Here is a 22694-nt window from a genome sequence, read left to right as displayed (position 1 = left end):
CGCCCGGGCGTGCCCCAAAACTTTCCGCAATTCCCGAATGGAGGGAAACCGTGCGCTTCATCCTGCGCCGACTGGGTTTCTACCTGATCGCCTTCTGGGCATCCATCACCCTGAATTTCCTGCTCCCGCGTTTCATGCCCGGAGACCCCGTCTCCCGGATGTTCGCCCGCTCCCAGGACCGAATGCAGCCAGAACAAATCGAGGCCCTGCGCAAGCTGCTGGGTGTTGATGATCGGCCCATTTGGGAGCAATACATCGACTACCTGCACAACATCTTTACCGGGCAGATGGGGGTTTCCATTTCCCGTTTCCCCACCCCCGTCACCGAGGTCATCTCGTCCCAAATCGGCTGGACACTCCTGCTGGGCGGTACCGCACTGGTGGTTGCCGCCGTCGTGGGTAACCTCCTGGGGATCCTGGCTGCTTGGCGCCGTGGCGGCGCGATCGACTCCGCGCTTCCGCCGGTGCTGGTTTTCATCGGCTCGTTCCCGTACTTCTGGCTTGCCATGGGTGCGCTGTACCTGTTCGGTGTGGTGCTGGGTTGGTTCCCGATCCGGCATGCGTTCACCGACGGTTTGGAGCCGGCGTTCACCTGGGAGTTCATCGGCGACGTCGGTGCCCACCTTGTGCTGCCCGCGCTGACGATTGTGCTGGTTTCCATAGGAGGTTGGATGCTGGGCATGCGAAACACCATGATCGCCACGAATTCCGAGGACTACATCACCATGGCCGAAGCCAAGGGACTCCGCCCCGGCCGCATCATGCTCCGCTACGCCGCACGCAATGCCATGCTCCCTTCGGTGACGAGCTTCGGCATGGGATTGGGGTTCGTGGTGGGTGGTGCGCTGCTCACGGAGGTGGTGTTCGCTTATCCCGGCGTCGGCTACCAACTTCTCAATGCCGTCCAAGGCCTCGACTATCCGCTCATGCAAGGCCTGTTCCTGACCATCACCGCCGCTGTGCTGCTTGCCAATTTCCTGGTGGACATCCTCTACGTCCGCCTCGACCCGCGCGTGCGCAGCAACTAGAGGACTGATCATGACAACCGCACTTTTGAAGCAGCCAACTCCAACACCGGCCGTCCGCAAACCCAACCGCAGTTTCGTCCACGGGCTCCTCAGCAACAAGAAGGCCCTGACAGGCATGGCCGTGATGTTCATCTTCATTGCCCTGGCACTGCTTGCGCCGGTGTTGTTTCCCGGCGACCCGTCGAGGATCACAGCGATGGCCTCGTTGGAACCATCAGCCGAGCACTGGCTGGGCACCACCGCCAAGGGACAGGACGTGCTCGCGCTGACCGTCCATGGCTCACGGAGTTCCCTCTTCGTGGGGCTGACCGTGGGTGTGGCGTCCACGTTTATCGGCATCCTGGTGGGCCTCGCCTCGGCGTATTTCGGCAAGTTCATTGACGAGGCACTATCCCTGGTCACCAACGTTTTCCTGCTCCTGCCCGGCCTGCCGCTGCTGGTCATCCTGGCCGCATTCCTTCCGCCCGGCCTGGGCACGGTGATCCTGGTACTCGTGGTCACCGGGTGGGCCGGCTCGGCTCGGGTCCTTCGCTCACAGGCGTTGTCCATCCGGTCCAAGGACTTCGTGGCCGCGGCCGTAGTGTCCGGAGAACGGGCGGGCCGGATCATGTTCCGCGAAATCCTGCCCAACATGGCCTCGATTGTCATGGGCACCCTGCTTGCCTGCGTGATTTACGGAATCGGCGCCCAAGCAGGTTTGGAGTTCCTGGGCCTGGGCGATGTCAGCACGGTCTCCTGGGGCAACAACCTTTTCTGGGCCGGTAACGAAGGCGCCCTGCTCACCGGCAGTTGGTGGGTCTTCGTCCCCTCAGGCGTGTGCATAGCGCTGGTCGCCTTCGCCCTTGCCCTCATCAACTACGCCGTGGACGAGGTAACCAACCCGCGGTTGCGAAAGATCAAAACACCCAAGACCCCTGCAACCGCCGAAAGGAGCGCCGCCAAATGACCATCTCCCAAGTTTCCTTCGGCTCACACGAACCAGTCCTCGACGTCAAGGACCTCACCGTCAAGTACATCGGCGACACCCGCTCCACCACCGCCGTCGACCACGTTTCCTTCAGCATTGGCACCGGTGAGGTGTTCGGCCTCGCGGGGGAGTCCGGCTGCGGGAAGTCCACTATTGCCAACTCAATCATGAGGCTCCTGAAGGACCCCGCAAAGATTGCAGGCGGCAGCATCTCCTTCGGTGGCAAGGACGTCCTGGCCATGAGCCCTGAAGAGCTGCGGCGCTTCCGCTGGCAGGACGTGGCGATGGTCTTCCAGTCGGCCATGAACTCGCTCAATCCGGTGCTGACCATAGGCGAACAGATCGTTGACATCTTCACCACCCACGCCGGCTACTCCCGCAAGGAATCGCTGAGGCGTGCCGGTGAACTGCTGGAACTCGTGAGGATCGACCCCGCACGGCTCAAGTCGTATCCGCACCAACTCTCCGGCGGCATGCGTCAGCGAGCCGTGATTGCCATGGCCGTGGCGCTCAAGCCGTCACTGTTGATCCTCGACGAGCCCACTACCGCCCTGGATGTGGTGGTGCAGCAGGAGATCATGGCACAAATCAAGGACCTCCAGCGTGAACTCGGCTTCTCTGTCCTCTTCATCACGCACGACATGTCCCTCATGGTGGAACTCTCGCACCGCATGGCCGTGATGTACGGCGGCCGGATCGTGGAGACCGCGAAAGCCCAGGACGTTTACGCCAATCCCCGACACCCTTACACCCAGGCCCTCATGGGCGCGTTTCCGCCGCTCACCGGTCCCCGCATTCCGTTGACGGGACTGCCCGACGGCGTGAAGTTCCGGAACATCCCCGACCTCACCGAAGAAGCACCCGGCCATTTCGTGGCTCCCTTTGGTGGCGAGCCCCCCGCGGTTGATTCAGCAAACCTGGAAGGAGCTGCACGATGAGCCACTCACTCATGGCCCCACCGGCCGCGGCCAGCACCGGCACCCCTGCCCTCGAGATCCGCGGCCTGGGGAAGACATTCCCCATTGGCGGGCTGTTCTCCCGCGATTCCGTTCGTGCCCTGCACGGCGTCGACCTCACCATTGGCCGCGGTGAAATCGTGGCGCTGGTAGGGGAGTCCGGTTCGGGCAAGAGCACCCTGGCCCGCTGCGTCGCACGGCTCGAAAAGCCGAGCTCCGGTGCCATCCTGATTGACGGCGTCGACATCCTCAAACGGGATCGTTTCCAAGCGTCGCGTGCATTTCGCTCGCAACTGCAGATGGTGTTCCAAGACCCCTTCGGTTCACTGAACCCCGCTCACAGGATGGACCATTTCCTGCGGCGCTCGTTGGCGATCCATGGCAAAAGCGGCGGTTCCGAGCAGGAGACCCAGCGTCGGCTTGCAGAACTCATGACCACTGTCGGTCTGCAGGCTGACATGCTGAACTCGTATCCGCATGAGCTTTCCGGCGGCCAGCGCCAACGCGTAGCCATAGCCCGGGCGCTCGCCGTTGAGCCGCAGGTCATCCTGGCCGACGAACCTACCTCCATGCTTGATGTTTCTGTCCGGATCGGCGTGCTGAACCTGATGCGCAAGCTCCGCGACGAGCAGGGCATCTCCATGCTCTACATCACGCACGACCTCGCATCCGCCCGTTACTTGGCGGACCGGACTGCCGTCATGTTCGCCGGTGAACTTGTTGAGGAAGGCGAGTCCCTGGACTTGCTCTCCAACCCTGCACACCCTTACACGCAACTGCTGGTTTCGGCCGTACCGGACCCCGCCCGGGCCGGCACGTACGATCCCGTCCGCAGGGCCGAATTGCGGCAGGCGGTCATGGCCTCAACGCACTGCGCGTTCGACGGCGATCCGAACCAGCCATGTTCGGCCGAAGAACCTGTGCGCCATCAAGTTGGTGACCCCGCGAACCGTCACTGGGTGCGCTGCCATCTGTACCGGCCGTGGGCCGCAGCCGGCGGCCATGCTTTGGCGAGCGAACCAATCCAATCCAGCGCCCCGGCGTCGAACGCTCAGGAAGAGGCTTCCGCATGACTGAACTAACCCACCCGCTCGCCACCGTTCCCCAGGACGAGTTGCTGACCCGTGCTGAAGCCGACCCCCTCCGCCCGCGGTTCCATTTCGTGTCGCCGGCCGGCTGGCTCAATGATCCCAACGGCGTTAGCCAGTGGAACGGTACGTACCACCTCTTCTACCAGTACAACCCGGAGGGTGCTTTCCACCATCGCATCCAGTGGGGCCACGCCACCAGCGCCGACCTCGTCACTTGGACTGACCTGCCCGTTGCCTTGGAACCGTCCGCTGGACCGGACGCTGATGGCTGCTGGTCGGGGGTATTGGTGAACGACGGCGGCACGCCCACCTTGGTGTACTCGGGACGGTTCGAGGGCAAGGAGCTGCCCTGCGTCGCTGTAGGATCCCCGGACTTGCAGAACTGGACCAAGGACCCCGGGAATCCAGTGATTGCGGCGCCACCGGCAGGAGTGGAGATCACCGCATACCGCGATCATTGCGTATGGCGCGAAGGCACCAAGTGGCGACAGCTGGTGGGGTCGGGCATTCGCGGCCGCGGGGGCACGGCCTTCCTGTACGAGTCTTCAGATCTACGGTCCTGGGATTACATCGGGCCCTTGTGCATGGGCGATGCTTCGCAGGGCGATCCTGCGGACACTGACTGGACCGGGACCATGTGGGAATGCGTTGACCTGTTCCGCGCAGGACAGGGTTCGTTGGGCTCTGTCCCGTCAGACAACGCGCCGGATGTGCTGGTCTTCTCCGCGTGGGACGACGGCGAAACCCGCCATCCGCTGTACTGGACCGGCCGCTACGCCGGGGATGCCTTCGAGCCGGAGGCACTGCACCGGCTCGACTACGGAGGCCGCTTCTTCTATGCACCGCAGTCTTTCGAAGATGAGTCCGGCCGCCGTGTCATGTTCGGCTGGATGCAAGAAGGCCGGAGTGATGCGGCGATGGTGGAAGCCGGCTGGTCGGGCGTCATGAGCCTGCCACGGGTCACCACCGTGGCCAACGATGGAACCTTGGAGTTTGCGCCGGTTCCCGAAATTGAGAAGCTACGCAGACACCACGTCAGCGTCCCTGGGCAGGTGCTGGTAGGGGCTGGAACGCCCCTCGAGACCGGTGTATCCGGCAACCAGCTGGACCTTGAGCTGGACATGCAGCTGGCACTTGGTGCGGAGGTTCGGCTAGGAGTGCTGGCGTCCCCGGATGGTGCCGAGGAGACCGTGATCGTACTGAGCCGGGCCGCAGATGGAACCCCCGCCGGCACTCTGCGCTTGGATCGTACCCGTAGCAGCCTCGACCCTGCCGTCGATGTGGAGGACAAGTCCGGCCCCGTTCCCATGATGGACGGTCGGGTTCGCCTGCGCGTGGTGGTGGACCGGTCCGCCGTCGAGATTTTTGCCAACGGCAAGCCCCTCACGGCCCGTGTCTACCCGACCCTGGGCGGCGAGCGCGTGACATTGGCCGCTACCGAAGGTTCGGCACGGCTCCTTTCTTTTGACGCATGGACCATGGCTGGGATCTTTGAAAGCACCCGGAGTCTTTTGCCGGAAGGAAAAGTGAAGCCCGCAAGCTAGCTCACCCGTCGGCCGCCGATCAGTTTGACGACGTAGTCCGCGGCTGCAATTGATTCTTCATCGTGGCTGACGCAGGCCACTGCTGCACCGCGGGCTGCTTCTGCTGCGAGCATGGCCCGTGTGCGCTGGCGGCTTTCCAGATCCAGGCCGGCGGCGGGCTCATCGAGCAGGAAGATGCGTGCACGGCGGGCTATGCCTTGGGCCAGTAGCGCACGCTGTCGTTGGCCTCCGGACAGTGCATTGAACGGCGATAAGGCATGTTCCGTGAGCTGAACCCGGGCCAAGGCCTCCGAGACCCGCGCTTTTCGTTCCGCTGCCCCTATTTTGCGTGCCCGACCTGACTGATCGCCCCACGTGCCCATCGTCACCACGTCCTGAACGGTGAGGGGGAGAGCGTCAGGGGTTGTCACACGTTGGACTACCAAGGCCACGTCGTCCTTGCGGTCTACCGTCCCGCGGGCGGCTTTACGAACCCCCGCAAGGATCTCGATGAGTGTGGATTTGCCCGCTCCATTGGGGCCGGCAATGGCGGTCACTTTGCCCCACTCGAGGTCCAGGTCAACGCCTATCAGTGCTGGAGCGTCGCCAAAGCTGAAGTGAAGGTTGCGGGCGCGCAGGGCTGAATTGGAAGAGTTCACACTCGATCCTAATCCTTTTTGATAATGAATCTCAATATGCTTTACAGTGACTGAGTGCATTGGCTAATTGAACCGTTTACCGCAGACTTCTTCCTCCGGGCCCTCGTCGGTGGTGCCTTCGTCGCGATCATCTGCGGTGTCGTTGGCACCTGGGTCATCATCCGGGGGATGGCCTTCCTTGGCGAAGCCATCGGTCACGGGATGCTGCCAGGCGTGGCCCTGGCAACAGTCGCCGGCGCCCCAGCGATAGCGGGCGGGGCGGTGAGCGCCGTCGTCATGAGCGCGATGATCAGCCTTTTGCAGCGCCGCGGCCGCTTGTCGTATGACACCAGCATCGGCCTGCTCTTCGTTTCGATGCTGTCGCTCGGGGTCATTATTGTGTCCCACTCACGCTCTTTTGCCACGGACGCAACTGCCATGCTGTTTGGTGACATCCTCGCCATGGACGATGGTGACCTGCTTGGGTTGTTGCTGGCGGCGACTGCCACCATCTCGATTGCGGTCATCCTCCACCGCAATTTCGTGGCCGCAGCCTTCGATACGCGGATCGCCCAAACATTGGGACTCCGTCCGCAGGTAGCCCAGCTGGCACTGGTGGGATTGGTAACCCTTGCTGTTGTGTCGTCCTATCAGGCCGTGGGGTCGCTGCTGGTGGTGGGACTCCTGCTCGCGCCGGCAGTTGCGGCCAGTCCGTGGACACGCAGTATTCCGGCCCGCATGACCGTAGCAGTCGCCTTCGGGATAGTGGCGGTGGCTCTTGGTCTGCTGTGTTCCTGGTACGCCGGCACAGCTGCGGGCGCATCCATCGCCATGGCGGCCATTACTCTGGCCGCCTTATCCGGTATTAGTGGGCACCTATACGCCGGACGCAGCACGCGGGCGATCAAAATTCCTGAGCCGGAACCGGCCCCTGACTTTGTACCCCTCACTGGAAAGTAATCATGAACCTCCCTACAAAACCGGTGGCACTAGCCACGCTGGCACTGCTCTTTCTTGCTGGGTGCGGCAACCCGTCCACTGCGCAGGCGCCGCAGCCTGACGCCAGCGAATCGGCGTCGACCGGTGACGGGCACGGGACGATCACCGGAGTGGCCGAGGTCGCTGAACCGCAGCTTCACCTTGTGGCCATCGACGCCGAAGGCGAAACCTCCATGCTGGACCTCCTGAACGGCACATTGTCCCGGTTGGGGAAGGTCCGGTCTCCAGCTGAGGTCAGCACCGACGGGCGTTACGTCTTTGCCGCCAGCAACACCGGTGTTGACATCGTGGACAGTGGCGCGTGGACCTGGGATCACGTGGATCACTTCCACTACTACCGGGGCGCAGCGAGGAATATTGGCAAGGTTGACGGTGAAGGTACCGCCACCATTGCCACGGGGCTGCTGTCGACGGCCGGCACAACGGGGATGTTCTTCCCAAACTCCGGGGAGGCAGTACTTCTGGATAATCCGGCGCTCTCCGGCGGGACCATTACCGAGACCCTTCGCTTCAAGACCGAACCGCACGCAGGCTTGATCGCTCCACTGGGCGAAGGGGCAGTGCTCACCGAACCCGACAATGCAGGGAATGCCGCCCGCCTGCGAGCCATTGACGTCGACGGTAAGGAACTGGCCACCACCGACTGCCCCGCAGCGGCGGGAACTATCACCACCAGGGTGGGATTGGTGGTTGGCTGCTCCGATGGTGCGGTAATCGCCACCATGGAAGGGTCAACCCCGGTGTTCGAAAGGGTTCCCTACCCGGAGGGCGTCGCTGCCCCGGCCACCGAATTCGACGGACGCAAGAGCAGGCCCACGATTGCCGGCCTCAGCACCGATTCCGGGATCTGGCTCCTGAACACCCGCCAGCGCACGTGGGAATGGCTGCCGACGTCCACGCCCGCAGTCGCTGCCGCCACAGTCGACGACGCCGACCACCACGTGGTGGTCATCGGCACCGATGGCACGGTTCAGGTATATGACGTATCAACCAAGGAACGGATAGCCAGCACGAAACCGCTGCTGGCCGCATCACTGGCTGATCCAGCCTTCGCCGATAAAATCCAGCTCGCCGTCGATGCCCAACGCGCTTACGTCAATGCGCCCGCCGAGGGCGTGGTCCATGAAATTGACTATGCCGATGACGCCCGGATTGCCCGAACCCTCGAGTTGCCTACGAAGCCGGTTCATTTCGTGGAGACCGGACGATGAGGCGGGCGGCACTACTTGCCCTCACCGTGGTGGCCGGGCTTGTTCTGTCGGGTTGCTCCCAACCCGGCACGCCGGAGAAACCCCAAGTGGTGGTCACGACAAACATCCTGGGTGACATCACGAAAGAGGTCCTCGGCGACCAGGCTGAAGTAACTACCCTCATGCAGCCCAACGCTGATCCGCACTCGTTCGAAATATCGGCGCAACAGGCTGCCCTCATGGGCAGCGCAGACCTGGTGGTTTCCAATGGCCTCGGCCTGGAGGAAGGGCTGCAGCAACACCTGGACAGTGCCGCGAAAGCCGGTGCACCGGTCATGGTGGCAGGTGAGGTGATCGACGTCGTGCCTTACAGTTCCGGTGACACCAAAGGGGCGCCTGACCCTCATTTCTGGACCGACCCGGCGGCAATGATCGACGTCGTGGACGCTGTCGAAGGCGCCGCACGCGATATCGACGGAATCGACCCCACCAAGCTTGCTTCCAGCGCAGCGGCCTACCGGGACAAGCTCACTCAACTGGACATAGAAATGACTGGCGCATTTGCTGCCATCCCCAAGGAGCGCAGGGCGTTGGTCACAAACCACCATGTTTTCGGCTACCTTGCCAAACGCTTCGACTTCCAGGTTGTTGGTGCGGTCATCCCCGGGGGGACCACTTTGGCCGCCCCGAGTGCTGCTGACCTGCGCCAACTTAGCGAGGCCATCCGTGGCGCCGGCGTCCCCACCATTTTTGCGGACTCCTCCCAGCCAAACCGGCTGGTGCAAGTCCTCGCCAATGAGGCCGGCGTACAGGTCCGGGTCGCGGAGCTCTTCACCGAATCCCTGACAGGACCCGACGGCGGCGCAGCAACCTACTTGGACATGATGCGCGCCAATACCGAGCGCATTGTCACCGGGCTCAAACCTTGATCACGTCACCAGCACCTTAACACCACAACAGAATGAGGAACCCATACATGCTCCGCCAAAGAAGCACCCGCCTGGGTGGCATCGCACTGATAGCCGGGATGACGCTCCTGGCCTCCGCCTGCGCCAACACCACAACGGGCAGCACCACTCCAGCCGGTACATCCGAGACGCCCGGCGCATCCTCCACGGATTCGGTCGAAGCGCACGGACGCGTCGCCATCTCCTACCCGGGAGGCATCAGCGTCCTGGATAGCAAAACATTGGAGGTCGTCAAGAAATTCGACTCCGAGGAGTTCACCAGGCTGAACGCTGCCGGGGACGGTCGCCACGTTTTTGTCACCACCAAGGCAGGCTTCCAGCTGCTGGATACGGTGGAACCCAAGCTCACCGATTTGCGGGTTGATGCAACGGCTGCCGGCCACGTGGTCCGGCACGCCGGCAACACCGTCCTGTTCGACGACGGGACGGGCACCACCACCATCCTCAAGACCGACGAGCTCGCCAAGGCTGAGGGTGCTGTGCCTGCGGCACAGACGTACAAGGCTGACTCCGCACACCACGGTGTGTCGATTGTTCTGGAGGACGGGAAGCTTCTCACCACCATCGGAGACAAGACTTCACGCAGCGGAGCTATGGCCCTCGAATCCCACGGCGACCACTGGGACAAAGTGGCCGAAAGCAAAGAATGCCCGGGCATTCATGGTGAGGGCACTGCAGCCGACGAGGCAGTGATCTTTGGCTGCGAGGATGGCGCCCTGCTATACCACCACGGCAAGTTCGAGAAGTTCACGGCACCGGACAAGTACGGCCGGATGGGCAACGCATTCGTTTCCGAGACCAGCCCGATTGTGGTGGGCGACTATAAGACTGATCCTGACGCCGAAGGCTACCTTCTTAACTCGGTGGCCTTGATCGACGCCGAAAAGCACACCTTCAACGTGGTTAAGCTCCCCGAAACTGTCCAGTACACCTTCCGCGATGTCGCCCGGGGACCAGGCGACATGGCCTACATCCTCTCCACCGACGGCTCAATCCATGTGCTTGATCCCAAGGACGGGAAGATCGTCAACGAATTCCCCGTGATCAAAGCCTGGGAAGGCCCCGCCGACTGGCAGGACGCCCACCCCGCAATCGTGGTCAACGGCAACATCGCCTATGTCACCGAGCCGGCAGCAAACACCGTTCACTCTGTGGATCTGACCACCGGGAAGGTCACGGCATCGTCCAGGTTGGACGTCGTGCCCAACGAAATCGCCATCACCCTCGGATCGCACTAAAGTCACGGCGTCCTAAAGACACAGCGCCTGCAGTACATACCAAGGGCAGGACCACCATGGGATGGTCCTGCCCTTGGTGCGTTGGGTCGCGCTCCTGCGCCCGTCGGTCGGGCTACCTGTTGCGATGGTGTGCAGGAGCGGTTCCACAACGCTTGCCGAACTGGTTCGTCGGCGTGTTTCCGCCCGGAGCTACATGATGCCCGTGGGAACCAGCAGCGCCCAGGCAAGTGCGGGGGCCACCAGGACTACTCCGCCTGCGTACATCATCAGCTGCTTGTAGACGCGCTGCCGATCGTTTTCACGGGCGTTGGCTACCACCAGCGCTCCGTCGGTGGAGAACGGCGATACGTCAACGACGGTTGCTGCGATAGCGAGGGCCGCCACCGTCCCCGACGCACTGAGTGAGCTCGTCGCCAGCAGCGGTCCGGCCAGTGGTATGAAGGCCGTCAGGAGTGCGGTGGACGAGGCGAAGGCCGAGCCGACACCGATCACGTAGCAGAGCACCAGGGCGATGAGGAGCGGTGCTCCGAGTGCAAGAGCTTGCTCGGCGAGGGTATCAATGACTCCGACGTGCTGAAGGAGGGAAACGTAGGTGATCATGCCGGCGACGAGCAGTACGGTGGACCAGGAGACTCCACCGATGAACGTCTGGTGCTCCTTGATGTTGACCAAGGCCAGCAGGAGTCCCGCTGAGAGTGCGACGAAGCCGATCGGCATGTGGAAGCCCAAAGCGCAGACCAGCATGGCGACGATGAGACCCAGCGTGAGGATCTGCTGGCCGCGTGGCCGGGTGGTGCGTGTGTCCAGATCGGCGTGCTGGCCGGTTGCGCCGTCGCGAAGTTTACCCAGAAGGGCGAACAGCACCACCGTCAGGACTGACAGGATGAGGTTCAGGGCGAAACTTGCTCCAAAGAGCGCGCCTTGGGAGATCGGGAAGCCGTTCTTCACCGCAATATCATGCACCAGGACGCCTGCCACGGAGAGCGGGGAGAATCCGCCGGCGTGGGCTCCGTTGATAATGAAAGCGCCCATGAGGACGGGGTGGATGCGTGATTCGTAAGCCAGTCCGATGGCGGCGGGAGCCAGTAGTGCGACTGCGGCCGGCGAGAAGGTGCCCAATGCTGTGAGTGATGCTGCCAGGAGGAAGAACACCCATGGCAGAAGCAGCGTCTTGCCCCGCACAAGCCGGACGCAGTTTTGGACGATGATGTCGATGGTCCCGTTTCTCTGGGCCATGCTGAAGAAATACGTGACGCCGATGATCGTGATTACGATGTTGGCGGGGAAGTCGGCCAGGATTTCCTTGTCGGTCATACCGAGCATGAAGTAGCCGACACCGAAGGAAGCGACGAGTCCCATGACGCCGATGTTCAACGGCCATTTCGTTGCGACGACGAACATCACCACGAGGATGACCAGCGGGATGATCTGGATGGCGGTCATGGTGGGCTCCGATTCCGGGGTGGCCGCCGGGTTGAAGATGGCACCCCCGAACAGGATGGCAACCAGACCCAGGATGACGGAAGCGGCAACCGTTATCAGCAGGATACGGCGGCGGTTGTTGGGACGCTGGGAACGTTCTTCCCGGATGTTGCTCTCTGCCTCGGGAGCCGGTTGGTAAATAGTCTTAGCCATGGTGGTGTCTCCTCATCGAGTGGCTGTTGCTAGTGAGGCTTCGACGGCATTGCCGAGAGTCTCCGGGAGGTGGATGATGCTGGTGGCGATGGTGCGGGCTGTTCGATCGACGCCGACCAGAAGGGACCCTTCGTGCTCCTCGCTCCAGGTTTCGATGACGCCGGCCGGCGTCCTGAGTTTCAGAACTGATTCGTCTGCGTTGCCGGCGATGGTGTTCAGCACGGTGCCGGGTGTCCGGGCTGCGAGCGTCAGCGCAATGCTGCCGGTGATGGCCAGGGCGGGATGCGGTTTGCCCATGGAGAGCATCATGACGTTGACGTCACATTCCGCGTCAGGCCCTTCGGGAGGCCCAATGATTGCGAGTTTGGGAACAGCCCGCGCGGCTTGGGCGGGAGTGGCCGCCATTCCCATCCGGACGGCTGCCTGGCGACGGATGTTGTCCAGGGTGTCCAGTTGCAATTCGACGCCGGCTTTCCACGTGTCATAGCGGGCAGTGTCCAGTCCAAGCTCCTCAGCCCGCACCATGACCACAGGTGCGCCCGCGTCCACCATGGAAACCGTCCAACGGGTTCCGCCGGCAACGATTATGTCAGTTGCCGAGCCGGTGGGAAGCAAACGCCCGGTGGTCTTGCCTGCCGGATTCTGGAAGCCGAGGCCCACCCGGTAACCGGGAAACACCACGCCGGGCATCTGTGCGTCAGGGACGATCGGCAGGGCACCGGCGGGAGTTGAAACCCGCTGAATGATGATCTGGCCCGTGTTGGTATTCCGGGTGACGATCCTGGTGGAATCGCCGTCGGGCACCACCCACCCTTTCTCGATGGCATAGAGACCCACAACCGCCGAGCAGTTCCCGCAGTTGCTGCCCCAGTCAACGGAGGCTTCCTCGATGCCCACCTGGGCGAAAGTGAATTCGACATCCACATCCTCGTCTGCCGGTCGGCTGAGGATCATTGCCTTGCTGGTGGTTGAAGTTGCCCCGCCCACCCCATCGATCTGCCTGGAATCGGGGCTTCCGAAGAGTCGTGGCAGGAGATCGTCCAGCTTGGCGCCCGCCCTTTCCAAGTGATCTGTTTCAAAGACCCAGCACTTGCTGGTGCCGCCGCGCATCCATTCGGCTTCGATCTTCATGGTGATTCCTGCTTTCCCGTGGCACTTAGTGAACTTGTGGCCTACAACGAGGATGATCCGGATCACATATGAAGACAATGTTGGATAGATGAGGGGGAGTGTAGGAATGCTTCAACCACTGTGAGGTGGGCTTAAAATCTCGCGCCTTTGGATTATGCCAAGCGGTTTTTCATTCGAAAATTCCTCTCCACAGCTGGAGACTGCATAGAATGAACCAAAGAAGAAGAAGGGTGAAGCTTTGCTTAACGATGAGAATGTGGATTTGTTCGATATTCGGCGGCTTGCCCTCCTGGTCGAGGTGGTTGAGCAGGGATCGATCACGGCGGCGGCTGACATTATGATGTATTCGCCCTCTGCCGTCTCGCAGCAGTTGCGGAAACTGGAGCAGGAAGTGGGCCAGCCCCTCCTCAACCGCAGATCCCGAGGGGTGGTTCCCACTGAGGCGGGTCAAGTGCTGGCGGGGCATGCTCGGAAAATCGTCGGACAGATGAGGGCAGCCAGGTCCGATCTGGGCCAGATCGCGGGTTTGAAGCGTGGATCGTTGACGGTCGGTACGTTCCCTACGCTGGCCGGTTCCTTCTTGCCATTGGTGATCCGCGCGTTCAAAAAGCGATACCCGGCGATCGGCCTCTCCGTGCGCAGCGCGCGCTTCGATGAGCTCGTCTCAGATCTGGAGTCCGGGGTCACTGGACTGTGCTTACTCTGGGATTATCCGTGGAACCGGTTCAACGACGAGGCTATTCGGATCACGGAGGTGTTCCAGGAGAGCACGGTGATCCTCGTGGCCAAGGGACACCCCCTGGCGGACCGTGATGAAGTGACCATGAAAGAACTCCGCAAGGAGTCATGGATAGTCCGCGCGGAGGCCCACCCTGTAGTGGAGGTACTTCAGCGATCCGCTCACGACGCCGGCTTTGAGCCGACCATCGGCCTCCTTGCCAATGACTATCAGGAGGCTCAAGCCATGGTCAGTGTTGGCATGGGCGTGGCGATGGTCCCCAAGACAGCAGTGGCTCTGCAGCATCCGGATGTCAGGATTCTCAGCCTCGGTGCTGACGCCCCACAGCGCCGGGTTCTCTTGGCCCAGCGCCAGGACAAAGTGTATGCACCCGCAGAGGTAGCCTTCCACTCAACCCTTCTGGAGATTGCGCGTGAGCGGGGCAATGACTACCTCTAAGGCGGTGCGCTGACTTAGGTAGCCCGAATTTCGTCCCGAAGCGCTGCCTGAGTGGACGGATGGGGGATGAAGCGGCGGATGAACGTTGCGGTAATTGCCCCGAGTCCGGACAAGAAGATCCAGGGAGCGAAGGCTGTGGCCGAAGGTGTGTAGGCGAGTTCGTAGAGGGGCGCTAGTGCTGCATTGCCCAAGACCACGGCGAGTCCTCCGGCGCTGGCCAGCAATCCGTAGTACGCGCCGGTGGGGCGGCCGGATGCAAACTCCAGAACCAGCCCCATGGTTACTGGCTGCACGCACATGTTGCCCAGTGCAGTACCTGTGACAAGAACAAACGCTGGAAGAATCGGTAGCCAGCCCGCCGGGGGCAATGTGGCCAGGACTCCTAATGAGGCGAAGCCAAGGGACTGGAGAGCGAAGCCCAAGGGAAGGGCAATTCCGGGCCCGGCTCTCCGCATCAGGCCTGCTATCGGCCATTGCAGCGTGATGGTCAAGATGGATGCGTAAGTAAAGACAAGCGCCAGTGAGCCGACTCCGGCTCCGCTCCGCTCAAGTTCCACGGGAAGCCCGAAGTAGAGCTGGTGGATCGCCAGGAGGTTGACGCTGTAGAAGGCCGCGAACCGGAGGAACCTCCTGTCCTTAAGGCAGGACCAGAGGTTCGACGGCGGCGCGGGGCTGTGCAGTTCGGCAGAAGCCTTGGGGTTGGGGCTGTTTTTCGGCAGGAACAGCCAAAAGACCACGGTCATGAGGGCGAACACGCCGGCCCCGGTCAGTAGTGCCGTATCAAACCCTGTGTTGAGGAGAAACGATCCGAGCAGCGGTCCGACGACGACGCCTACCTCACCGCAGATCACAAGCAATGCGAAGAGGGTTGACCGGCTGCTTTGCACCTTGCCGTTCTTCACCGACGCGTCATCGGTGCCGCTGCCGGCGGATGGTGCGGATTCCTTGGAAGGACCGCGTTCGGCGGCGGCGCCAACGAGGCTTTGTAGTGCAGGGGAGAACAACGCCCCACCGATCCCGGTGACGATGGCCCCGATGAGAAAGAGCGGGAAGTCAGCGGCCCAAACCAAGAGCAGGAAGCCGGCAATACGCACGATGCATCCAGTGATCATGGACCGGCGGGCTCCCCATCGATCTGCGAGCGCTCCGCCGAACAGAAACATGCCTTGTTGGGCAAAGGTGCGGGCGCCCAGGACAATCCCGATGGCCAATGCGCCCATGCCGAAGTCACTTCGCATGGCCACTGCAAGGAAGGGCACCACTGCATAAAAACCTATGTTGAAAATCAACTGGCTCGCCAGCAGAAGTTGCGGCGCTGGTTCAACCCTGCCGGGACGTCCCTTTCTGATTATCGAACCGAAGGTCCGGGGAGCCGACAGGCTGATCTTTTTCTGCCGTGCGGCGGGGCTGGCCATCATGATCCTATCTGGGGGCGCTGAAGCCTTCAAAGATTATCAAGAACGGTTCGCAGTTGCTTCCCTCAGGCATCCGTATCTCGACCAAGGGCAAGATCGCGTCCGATTTCGTCCCCAACTTCCCGTAGCTTCTCCGCGAGCAGTGCCGCGCTCGGAGTCAGCGGACGGTCCGGGGGGAGCAGCAAACCAACCTGTTGGGCGAGCCCCTCCAAGTGCAGGTCCAGAATCTCTACTTTCGCTTCCACAGTGGCCATGGACTCGGGCATGAGGGCAAGGAAGCCGCCCTCAACAACAAGCGTGCGCAGGGTTGCGGGTGCGCCTGATTCGACCTGCTGCGCCGGCGGTGCCAGCCCGGCATTCCGGAAGTTCAGTTCGAGTTCGTCCCTTAGGGGCGTATTAGCCAAGGGCACTACCCACCGGTGAGCGGCCAAATCGGCCAATGTCACCTGCGGCAGCGCATGCGCAGGATGCGACGGTGCAGCAACGATCCGGAACTCCTCCCTATAAAGCGGGACAAGCCGCAGCCGTGCTGTGCTTGGATGGTCGGTCACCCTGCCCACCAGCAGGTCCAAATCCCCGCTGCCCAGCTCCTGGATCAGGGTTTCCGGTGGTGCCTCGCGCAGCCGAACTTCAACCCGGGGCTTCTCAGCCATGAGCCTGGCCACGGCACGCGGCAAGAGCAGATTCGCGCCGGTGACATGGGCCCCCACCTGCACCAGGCCGGCATCGGGGTCACTAAGCTCATCTACCCGACGCCGCAGGGTTCCAAGGTGTCCTACGATAGCCTTGGCGTGTTCGAGGCAGGCTGCCCCGGCAGGAGTGGGAACCATGCCTCGCGCTGTCCGGTCGAACAGGGAGGCCCCTACGGCGTGTTCGGCTTCCCGAAGCGCACGGCTGAGCGCCGGTTGAGTCAGATACAGTTCCTCTGCGGCCCGAACCAGGCTTCCGTGTTCTGCGACAGCGAGCACTATGACAAGGTGGCGCAGCTTCAGGTGGGTTGTCAGCAGCGCCCGCAGGTCCATACGCTCATCCTACGGGCAGCTACCTCCACGGCCGGAGCTCCAGGGACTGGATGACGGTCAGCGGGCACCAACCGCCGCGGCACGCCTCGGCTGCGCGATTTCCCGATCCCACTCGGCGGCCTCCCGGCCGGCGGCTTTAAGAACCTGTTTGCGTACCTTGCCGTTCTCCGTCTGGGGCAGTTCGTGCACAGTGCGGAAGAAGCGCGGGATGGCGAAGGACGCCAGGCGCGGAAGGCAGAACCTGCAGACTTCGCCGAAATCTACGGGCTCCCGGAGAATCAGGGCGGCCATGACTTCATCCTCACCGAGCTCGGAGTCGACCGCGTATACAGCGGCTTCCTGGATGGCAGGGTGTTGGCGGAGTACCTGCTCTACCTCGACAGAGGAGATGTTCTCGCCGCGGCGGCGGATCACATCCTTAATCCGGTCAACAAACCGCACCCAGCCGTCGTCGTCGATTACCACACGGTCACCGCTGTGGAACCACAGATCCTGCCAGGCTTTGGCAGTTGCCTCGGGCATGTGGTGATATCCGGTGGCCATGGCGTGCGGCTGATCGCTGCGGATCAGCAACTCCCCGGGCTGGCCATCGGGAACAGGCACGCCGTCTGAGTCCACCACGCGGATGGAGAAGCCCGGCCGGACCTTACCCATGTACCCTGGTCGCCACTGCTGTGGGGTGGACCCAATAACGGAGTTGGTTTCGGTGGACCCATAACCGTCCAGCAGGAGTACCCCGAACCTCTCCCTGAAGGGCTCAACCAGGCGTGTGGGTGTGGCCGGAGAGAGTGCCAATCGGATCTGGTGATCACGATCCCCAGGGCTGGGGTCGCGACTGTCGAGTATTCCCACCATGGCGCCCAGAAGATAGGTGACCGTTGCCCCGGCCAAGGATGCATCAGCCCAGAATCGCGTTGCAGAGAACCGCGGTCCGAGCACGTACTCGCCGCCACAGATGACCGCTTGCATGAAGGCGTTAAGGGCGTTGGTATGGAACAGGGGCAAGCAGGTGTACAGGACATCGTCAGGCTGTAGCCCCAGTTGGTCGGACATGTTCGCAGCCCACCAATAGAACTGTCCTTGCGGGCAGAGAACTCCTTTGGACACTCCTGTGGTGCCGGAGGTGTACAGGATGGCCGCGGTATCTGCTGGTCCGGATTCCAGAGGCTCAATGGCGGCCGAGGGCTCCGGCATGGGTTCCACCCCCAGCTCGGGGTGACTTTGTACGTCCGTCCCATCAAGGACCCAGACCTTCACCCGCACGGGCGCCGGACCGAGGGCGGCAATGTGGGGCAGGAACTCCTGCTCGGTGACCAGCAGGACGGGGTTGGCATTTGTCAGGATGTGCCGTAGTTGCTCTCCCCGGTTGGCCGTGTTGATGGGAACGGCGATCGCGCCGATCCAGGCGCAACCGAGAATAAAGTCCAGCAATTCGGTCCTGTTGGATGACATCAAGGCAACGCTCTGGCCCGCCTCGATGCCGGCCTTGCGCAGCAGTCCACCTATGCTGGCAGCGGCCTGAACCACCATGGTGCTGTCCCTACGGACCTCGCCGCAGCGGAACAGTGGAGCCGAAGGAGCGGTGCGGGCGCGTTCAAGCAGCATCTGTGGAATGGTCATTGGACGTTGGCTTTGATTGGCAAAACCGAGGTTCATTGTTGTTCCCATTCAAGAATTGTTTCGTGGTCATGGTTGTCCTCGCTCACGGTTGTTGCCCACTTGTCTGTGAGGGGTCCGGCAGATAGGCGTACACACCGCGGGTAGTGCTCAGATTGTTCGCAAGCGGCAAACGGTCACCGGAGGATGCGGGGCCGCCGGTTACACGCCCGACGACGGATGGCCCGCCCGGGATTCTCAGCGTTGCCAAGAGTGTGCCGTCCGCTAGACGCGTTGTTTCGGCCACGTCAGCGTGCTCCACCAACTCTGTGGAGAAGTTCTCCCGACCGCACTCGGGACAGAAAAGCCGTGCCGGGAAGAAGAGGTTCCCGCAGCTCAGGCACTTTTGGATCGCGGCGCTCATCGGGCAGCCTCCAAGACCGACATGGTGGCGCAGGCTCCGTAGCGGTAGAGGACCATGCCGTAGCCGCTGACCACCGCATGACGGGCAGCTACCTGCCGTGTTCCGGCGCGGCCCATAAGCTGACGTGCCGCTTCGGCCAACCCGTGCATTCCACCGGCGGCGCCCGCTTGGCCGGCGGAGAGTTGCCCACCGGAGGTGTTTACAGGCAGCAGGCGGGTAGCGAGCCTGGCTTTGATGAAGGTCGCAGGATCATCGTGATCGGAAAGGACTCCCAGATCCGAGAGTTGAGCCACCACCATGGCCGGGTAGTCGTCGTAGACGCAGGCCAGGCCCACGTCTTCAGGCCCAATTCCTGACTGTTCCCAGCCCAAGGGCGCGCACTCCCGCAGCCCGGCTACCAGTCCGTCGCCTGATTGCTGGTCTGTGTTGTAGGAGGCCCGGACGGAGAGCACCTTTGCCCGGGGAGTTCCGTTGCCCGGATCTGCGATCAGCACAACGGCGTCCGCGCCGGTGACCGGCGGTACGCAGTCGTACCTGCCCAAGGGCGTGGCGACCATGGGGGAGTCCAGGTATTCGTCAAGGCTCAGGGGTTTTCGGTACACGGCGCCGGGATTATCGGCGGCCCACTCGCGTTGTGCCACAGCAATACGTCCGTAGTCTTCCCGGCTGAGTCCGAGCTTCTCCATCTGCCGCGTAGTCAACATGGCAAAGAGGGCGTTGGGGCCGTTCATTGGCAGCGGTGCCAGGTGGTCCTCGGTGGCTTTGTTATAGCTGGCTACCAGGCGGGAGAAGGCTGCTTGATCCATCACATCCCCTGCGGCCAGGACTATCACGTTTGCGTCACCTGCTTCTATGGCCCGGACTGCATGTTGGAGCATGCCGCCGGCACTGGCACCGCCGTTGGTGTCTTGCATCAGCCATGAGAGACGCAGGCCCATCCGCCACGCCAAGTCGATGGCGTGATCGGGGCCGAGGGTGAAGCTGGACACTGCGAACCCGTCTACGTCGCTTAGCCTTAGACCTGAATCGTTGAGCGCGTTGCTCACGGCACGGGCGATGACACTGGATGTTTCTGTTCCGGCTGAGGGATGCCGGGTGTAGGGGGACTGTCCTGTCCCGACGATGGAGACCGTCACGGTGATCCTTTCGGTGAGTACGTCAACAGGAAGAGAAGGGATGTCCGTTGCTACGGAACCCTCTGCACTGTGCGCTCTGCTGACTCCCGCTTTTCAGTCTTGATGCCGTGCCGGGAGAAGACCAGCGCTATGACGGTGACCAGTACCAGACCGATCACGTAGAGCGACACCGGGACGGAGGAGCCGAATTGCAGCAGCAAGGCCGTGGCGATCAAGGGTGCGAAGCCACCGGCAAAAACTGCTGCGAGTTCGTGTGCGATTGCCATCGCGGAGTATCGGACTTCAGCGGAGAACAGTTCATGGAAGAACGCAGGCTGCGTTCCGATCATGGCACCGTGGCAGAGACCGTTCGCCACGAGGAAGGCCAGGATGACCACAGCCGGCGTATTTGAATCGATCATGGCAAAGAAGGGGAAGGCCATGGCACCCATGCCGATGGCGCCGAGGGCGTATACGGGCCGCCGTCCGATCCGGTCCGAGAGGTAGCCGAAGAAGATGTAGGTGCCAAACGAAACGAGCATGGACACTGCCACAGCCATCAGAAGGAGCCCCTTGTCCACGCCCACGTGGACCCCGTAGGCGATGGAGAACGAAAGGAAAATGTACGAGCCCCCGTTCTCTGCGACCCGAAGGCCCATGGCAACCAGGATTTCCCGAGGGTGGGTTTTGATGGCGGCCAGAACCGGGAGACGGTGTTGCTTGGTCTCGCTAACTGCGGTGAATTCCTTGCTTTCAGGCAACCGAAAACGAATGTAGGCGCCCACTGCGAGCAACACAACGCTCAGCAGGAACGGTATACGCCAGCCCCACGCCATGAACTGCGAATCAGGCATCAACTGAACCAGGAAGAAGGCCAGCGAGGAGAGAACGAAACCCAAGGAGATGCCACCTTGGCTGAAAGCCGACAGCATTCCGCGCCGCGAGTCCGAAGAGTTTTCGCTGATCAGCAGAACACCGCCTCCCCACTCGCCGCCGGCTGCGATGCCTTGGGCGATTCGAAGCAGTATGAGCAACGTTGGAGCCCAAAGCCCAACCTGGGCATAAGTGGGTAGTAGACCCATGAGGGCTGTGCTGATGCCCATGATGGTGAGCGTCATGACCAACGCCCGCTTCCGCCCCAGCCTGTCGCCAATATGTCCGAAGATGATGCCGCCCAAGGGCCTCGCGGCGAATCCGACGGCGAACCCGGCGAAGGCGGCCATGGTGCCGACGAGCGGGTCGACGTCGGCGGGAAAGAACAGCCGGCCGAAGACTACCGCCGACGCTGTGGCGTAAAGAAAGAAGTCATACCATTCCAAGGCGTTGCCTACGAGCGATGCAACAACGTACCGACGGACTCCGGGACGTTGTCCTGGCAAGGTGTGCTGCTGATGGGACATTGGTGCTCCTTGAGTAAAAGCTGGGGCGTTCGTCCGGCCAAAGCGACCTCGTTGTCGCGGCCGGGACGCCTCGGCGGGGCTTACGCTCCAGTGCCGAAGCAGACGAACTGTGATGGGCGTTACAGCTGCTAATTCAGTTTCTCTCCATGCCGGGACAACGTCGAATGCCTGTTTTGCCAGGGGCTATGCCTATCCGGGTAACCCGGGACTCAACGCTTGAAAAGCTGTTCCTGAGGGATCGCGGGGGTGCTAACGTCGCTGCCACAAGTCCCGTTTGAATCTTCACGGGCCCGGCCCTGTCGAAGGGTAAAACCCCTACCAAGGAACGTACTCATGGATATGAACAGCACTACAGACGTGCGTCAGGGCAGCGTCGCCCATCTGCTGGAGGGCCTCGCAACCCGACGGATCGATGTCATCGACCTGACCACCAAACTGTCCCACGCAACGCCAACACTGGAACTACCCGAACCGTTCGCGAACCTCATCGACTTCAGCCTCGAGGAAGTCTCCGCGTACAACGAACCTGGCCCGTACTGGAAACATCACAACATCCACACCGGGGAACACATCGGCACACACTTGGATGCTCCAGTGCACTGGATCACGGGGCGCGGCGGCAAAGACGTGGCGCAGATCGAGCCGGGCCGCCTGACGGGTTCGGCCTTGGTCCTGGACGTGAGCGAAGAGGCCGCCGCCAACCCCGACTTCCTCTTGGATCTACACCACATCCGTCAATGGGAGGCCACCTTCGGTCCTATCCCGCAGGGCAGTTGGTTACTCATTCGAACGGGATGGGAAGCCCGTGCCCATGACCGTCATCGGTTTCTGAACAACGACGAAAAGGGTCCCCATTCACCCGGCTTGACAGTGGAATGCGCACAGTGGATCGGAGAAGAGTCCCCGTTGTCCGGAATAGGCGTGGAAACTGTGGGAATCGACGCCGGAGCCGCGGCCGGCCAAGAGCCCCCGTTCCCGGCGCACCACTTCCTGCTGGCCAACGACAAATACGGAATCACCTCCTTGCAAAACCTTTCAAAGCTTCCCCCCATCGGCGCGGCCATCATCGTGGCGCCCCTGCCGATCGTTGGCGGAACGGGCAGTCCAGCCCGGGTGCTCGCATTCGTGGACACCTGAGCGGCACTATCACTCACAGACGTCACCTGACCCACCGGAAAGAG

General features: G+C 62.2%; 20 protein-coding genes. 11 read left to right on the top strand and 9 right to left on the bottom strand.

Translation table 11 applies throughout. The features are described 5' to 3' along the window. Window positions 1–50 precede the first annotated feature (50 nt). The 5 genes from A477_RS0110610 to A477_RS0110590 are packed head-to-tail and all read left to right on the top strand — an operon-like array spanning window position 51 to window position 5586. On the top strand, window positions 51–1028 hold the full coding sequence (locus tag A477_RS0110610) for an ABC transporter permease (RefSeq protein ID WP_017198980.1): 978 nt from the start codon (window positions 51–53) through the stop codon (window positions 1026–1028). Between the two features lie 10 nt (window positions 1029–1038). Further along, entirely contained in the window at window positions 1039–1974 is a 936-nt protein-coding gene (locus tag A477_RS0110605; RefSeq protein WP_017198979.1) for an ABC transporter permease, read from the top strand. Beyond that, on the top strand, window positions 1971–2933 hold the full coding sequence (locus tag A477_RS0110600; RefSeq protein ID WP_017198978.1) for an ABC transporter ATP-binding protein: 963 nt from the start codon (window positions 1971–1973) through the stop codon (window positions 2931–2933). Before A477_RS0110605 ends, A477_RS0110600 begins: the two co-directional genes overlap by 4 nt. Then, the gene (locus A477_RS0110595) at window positions 2930–4024 is read left to right on the top strand and encodes an ATP-binding cassette domain-containing protein (RefSeq protein WP_017198977.1); all 1095 of its coding nucleotides are present in this window, start codon (window positions 2930–2932) and stop codon (window positions 4022–4024) included. The genes A477_RS0110600 and A477_RS0110595 overlap by 4 nt, the downstream gene beginning before the upstream one ends. Continuing rightward, a complete protein-coding gene (locus A477_RS0110590; protein ID WP_017198976.1) occupies window positions 4021–5586 on the top strand; it encodes a glycoside hydrolase family 32 protein in 1566 nt (521 codons plus the stop codon). The genes A477_RS0110595 and A477_RS0110590 overlap by 4 nt, the downstream gene beginning before the upstream one ends. On the opposite strand, the gene A477_RS0110585 is transcribed toward A477_RS0110590, so the two are convergent. After that, entirely contained in the window at window positions 5583–6224 is a 642-nt protein-coding gene (locus tag A477_RS0110585; protein WP_017198975.1) for an ATP-binding cassette domain-containing protein, read from the bottom strand. The two genes, A477_RS0110590 and A477_RS0110585, sit on opposite strands and share 4 nt — an antisense overlap. 54 nt (window positions 6225–6278) lie before the next feature. Between A477_RS0110585 and aztB the strand changes: the two genes are divergently transcribed. Genes aztB through aztD form a run of 4 tightly spaced genes read left to right on the top strand, consistent with a single transcriptional unit; the run spans window position 6279 to window position 10598 of the window. Further along, window positions 6279–7163, top strand: coding sequence for a zinc ABC transporter permease AztB (aztB, locus tag A477_RS22255; RefSeq protein ID WP_044568690.1), 885 nt, complete (start codon window positions 6279–6281; stop codon window positions 7161–7163). Window positions 7164–7165: 2 nt separating this feature from the next. Then, window positions 7166–8413 carry a hypothetical protein gene (locus A477_RS0110575; RefSeq protein ID WP_017198974.1) on the top strand — a complete coding sequence of 416 codons (1248 nt, stop codon included), beginning with the start codon at window positions 7166–7168 and terminating at the stop codon, window positions 8411–8413. Further along, a complete protein-coding gene (gene aztC / locus A477_RS0110570) occupies window positions 8410–9321 on the top strand; it encodes a zinc ABC transporter substrate-binding protein AztC (RefSeq protein WP_017198973.1) in 912 nt (303 codons plus the stop codon). The genes A477_RS0110575 and aztC overlap by 4 nt, the downstream gene beginning before the upstream one ends. A gap of 32 nt (window positions 9322–9353) precedes the next feature. Beyond that, window positions 9354–10598, top strand: coding sequence for a zinc metallochaperone AztD (aztD, locus tag A477_RS0110565; protein WP_017198972.1), 1245 nt, complete (start codon window positions 9354–9356; stop codon window positions 10596–10598). A gap of 189 nt (window positions 10599–10787) precedes the next feature. Here aztD and A477_RS0110560 read toward each other — a convergent pair whose 3' ends face one another. Then, a complete protein-coding gene (locus tag A477_RS0110560; RefSeq protein ID WP_017198971.1) occupies window positions 10788–12233 on the bottom strand; it encodes an SLC13 family permease in 1446 nt (481 codons plus the stop codon). A gap of 12 nt (window positions 12234–12245) precedes the next feature. Then, the gene (locus tag A477_RS0110555) at window positions 12246–13364 is read right to left on the bottom strand and encodes a PrpF domain-containing protein (RefSeq protein ID WP_017198970.1); all 1119 of its coding nucleotides are present in this window, start codon (window positions 13362–13364) and stop codon (window positions 12246–12248) included. A 238-nt stretch (window positions 13365–13602) separates the two neighbouring features. On the opposite strand from A477_RS0110555, the gene A477_RS0110550 reads away from it, so the two are divergent. Further along, window positions 13603–14541: a LysR family transcriptional regulator gene (locus A477_RS0110550; protein WP_017198969.1), complete on the top strand. Its 939-nt coding sequence runs from the start codon at window positions 13603–13605 to the stop codon at window positions 14539–14541. Between the two features lie 14 nt (window positions 14542–14555). On the opposite strand, the gene A477_RS0110545 is transcribed toward A477_RS0110550, so the two are convergent. From A477_RS0110545 to A477_RS0110520, 6 genes are all read right to left on the bottom strand, one after another. Next, window positions 14556–15959: an MFS transporter gene (locus A477_RS0110545; protein ID WP_237715777.1), complete on the bottom strand. Its 1404-nt coding sequence runs from the start codon at window positions 15957–15959 to the stop codon at window positions 14556–14558. Window positions 15960–16021: 62 nt separating this feature from the next. Continuing rightward, window positions 16022–16978, bottom strand: a complete 957-nt coding sequence (locus A477_RS0110540) for a LysR substrate-binding domain-containing protein (protein ID WP_017198967.1) — start codon at window positions 16976–16978, stop codon at window positions 16022–16024. Window positions 16979–17035: 57 nt separating this feature from the next. Further along, window positions 17036–18598 (bottom strand): ATP-dependent acyl-CoA ligase, encoded by a 1563-nt coding sequence (locus tag A477_RS0110535; protein ID WP_017198966.1) that lies wholly within the window; start codon window positions 18596–18598, stop codon window positions 17036–17038. Window positions 18599–18680: 82 nt separating this feature from the next. Further along, window positions 18681–18998, bottom strand: coding sequence for a zinc ribbon domain-containing protein (locus A477_RS22250; protein ID WP_017198965.1), 318 nt, complete (start codon window positions 18996–18998; stop codon window positions 18681–18683). Then, window positions 18995–20134, bottom strand: a complete 1140-nt coding sequence (locus tag A477_RS0110525; protein WP_017198964.1) for a thiolase family protein — start codon at window positions 20132–20134, stop codon at window positions 18995–18997. Before A477_RS0110525 ends, A477_RS22250 begins: the two co-directional genes overlap by 4 nt. A 50-nt stretch (window positions 20135–20184) precedes the next feature. After that, on the bottom strand, window positions 20185–21513 hold the full coding sequence (locus A477_RS0110520) for an MFS transporter (RefSeq protein WP_014921767.1): 1329 nt from the start codon (window positions 21511–21513) through the stop codon (window positions 20185–20187). Window positions 21514–21846: 333 nt separating this feature from the next. Here A477_RS0110520 and A477_RS0110515 point away from each other — a divergent pair, with 333 nt between their 5' ends. Further along, the gene (locus A477_RS0110515; protein WP_017198963.1) at window positions 21847–22650 is read left to right on the top strand and encodes a cyclase family protein; all 804 of its coding nucleotides are present in this window, start codon (window positions 21847–21849) and stop codon (window positions 22648–22650) included. Window positions 22651–22694 lie beyond the last annotated feature (44 nt).

The organism is Arthrobacter sp. M2012083, assembly GCF_000281065.1.
In the GTDB taxonomy this organism is placed as follows: Bacteria; Actinomycetota; Actinomycetes; order Actinomycetales; family Micrococcaceae; genus Arthrobacter.
This window is presented reverse-complemented; position numbering and strand designations above follow the sequence as displayed.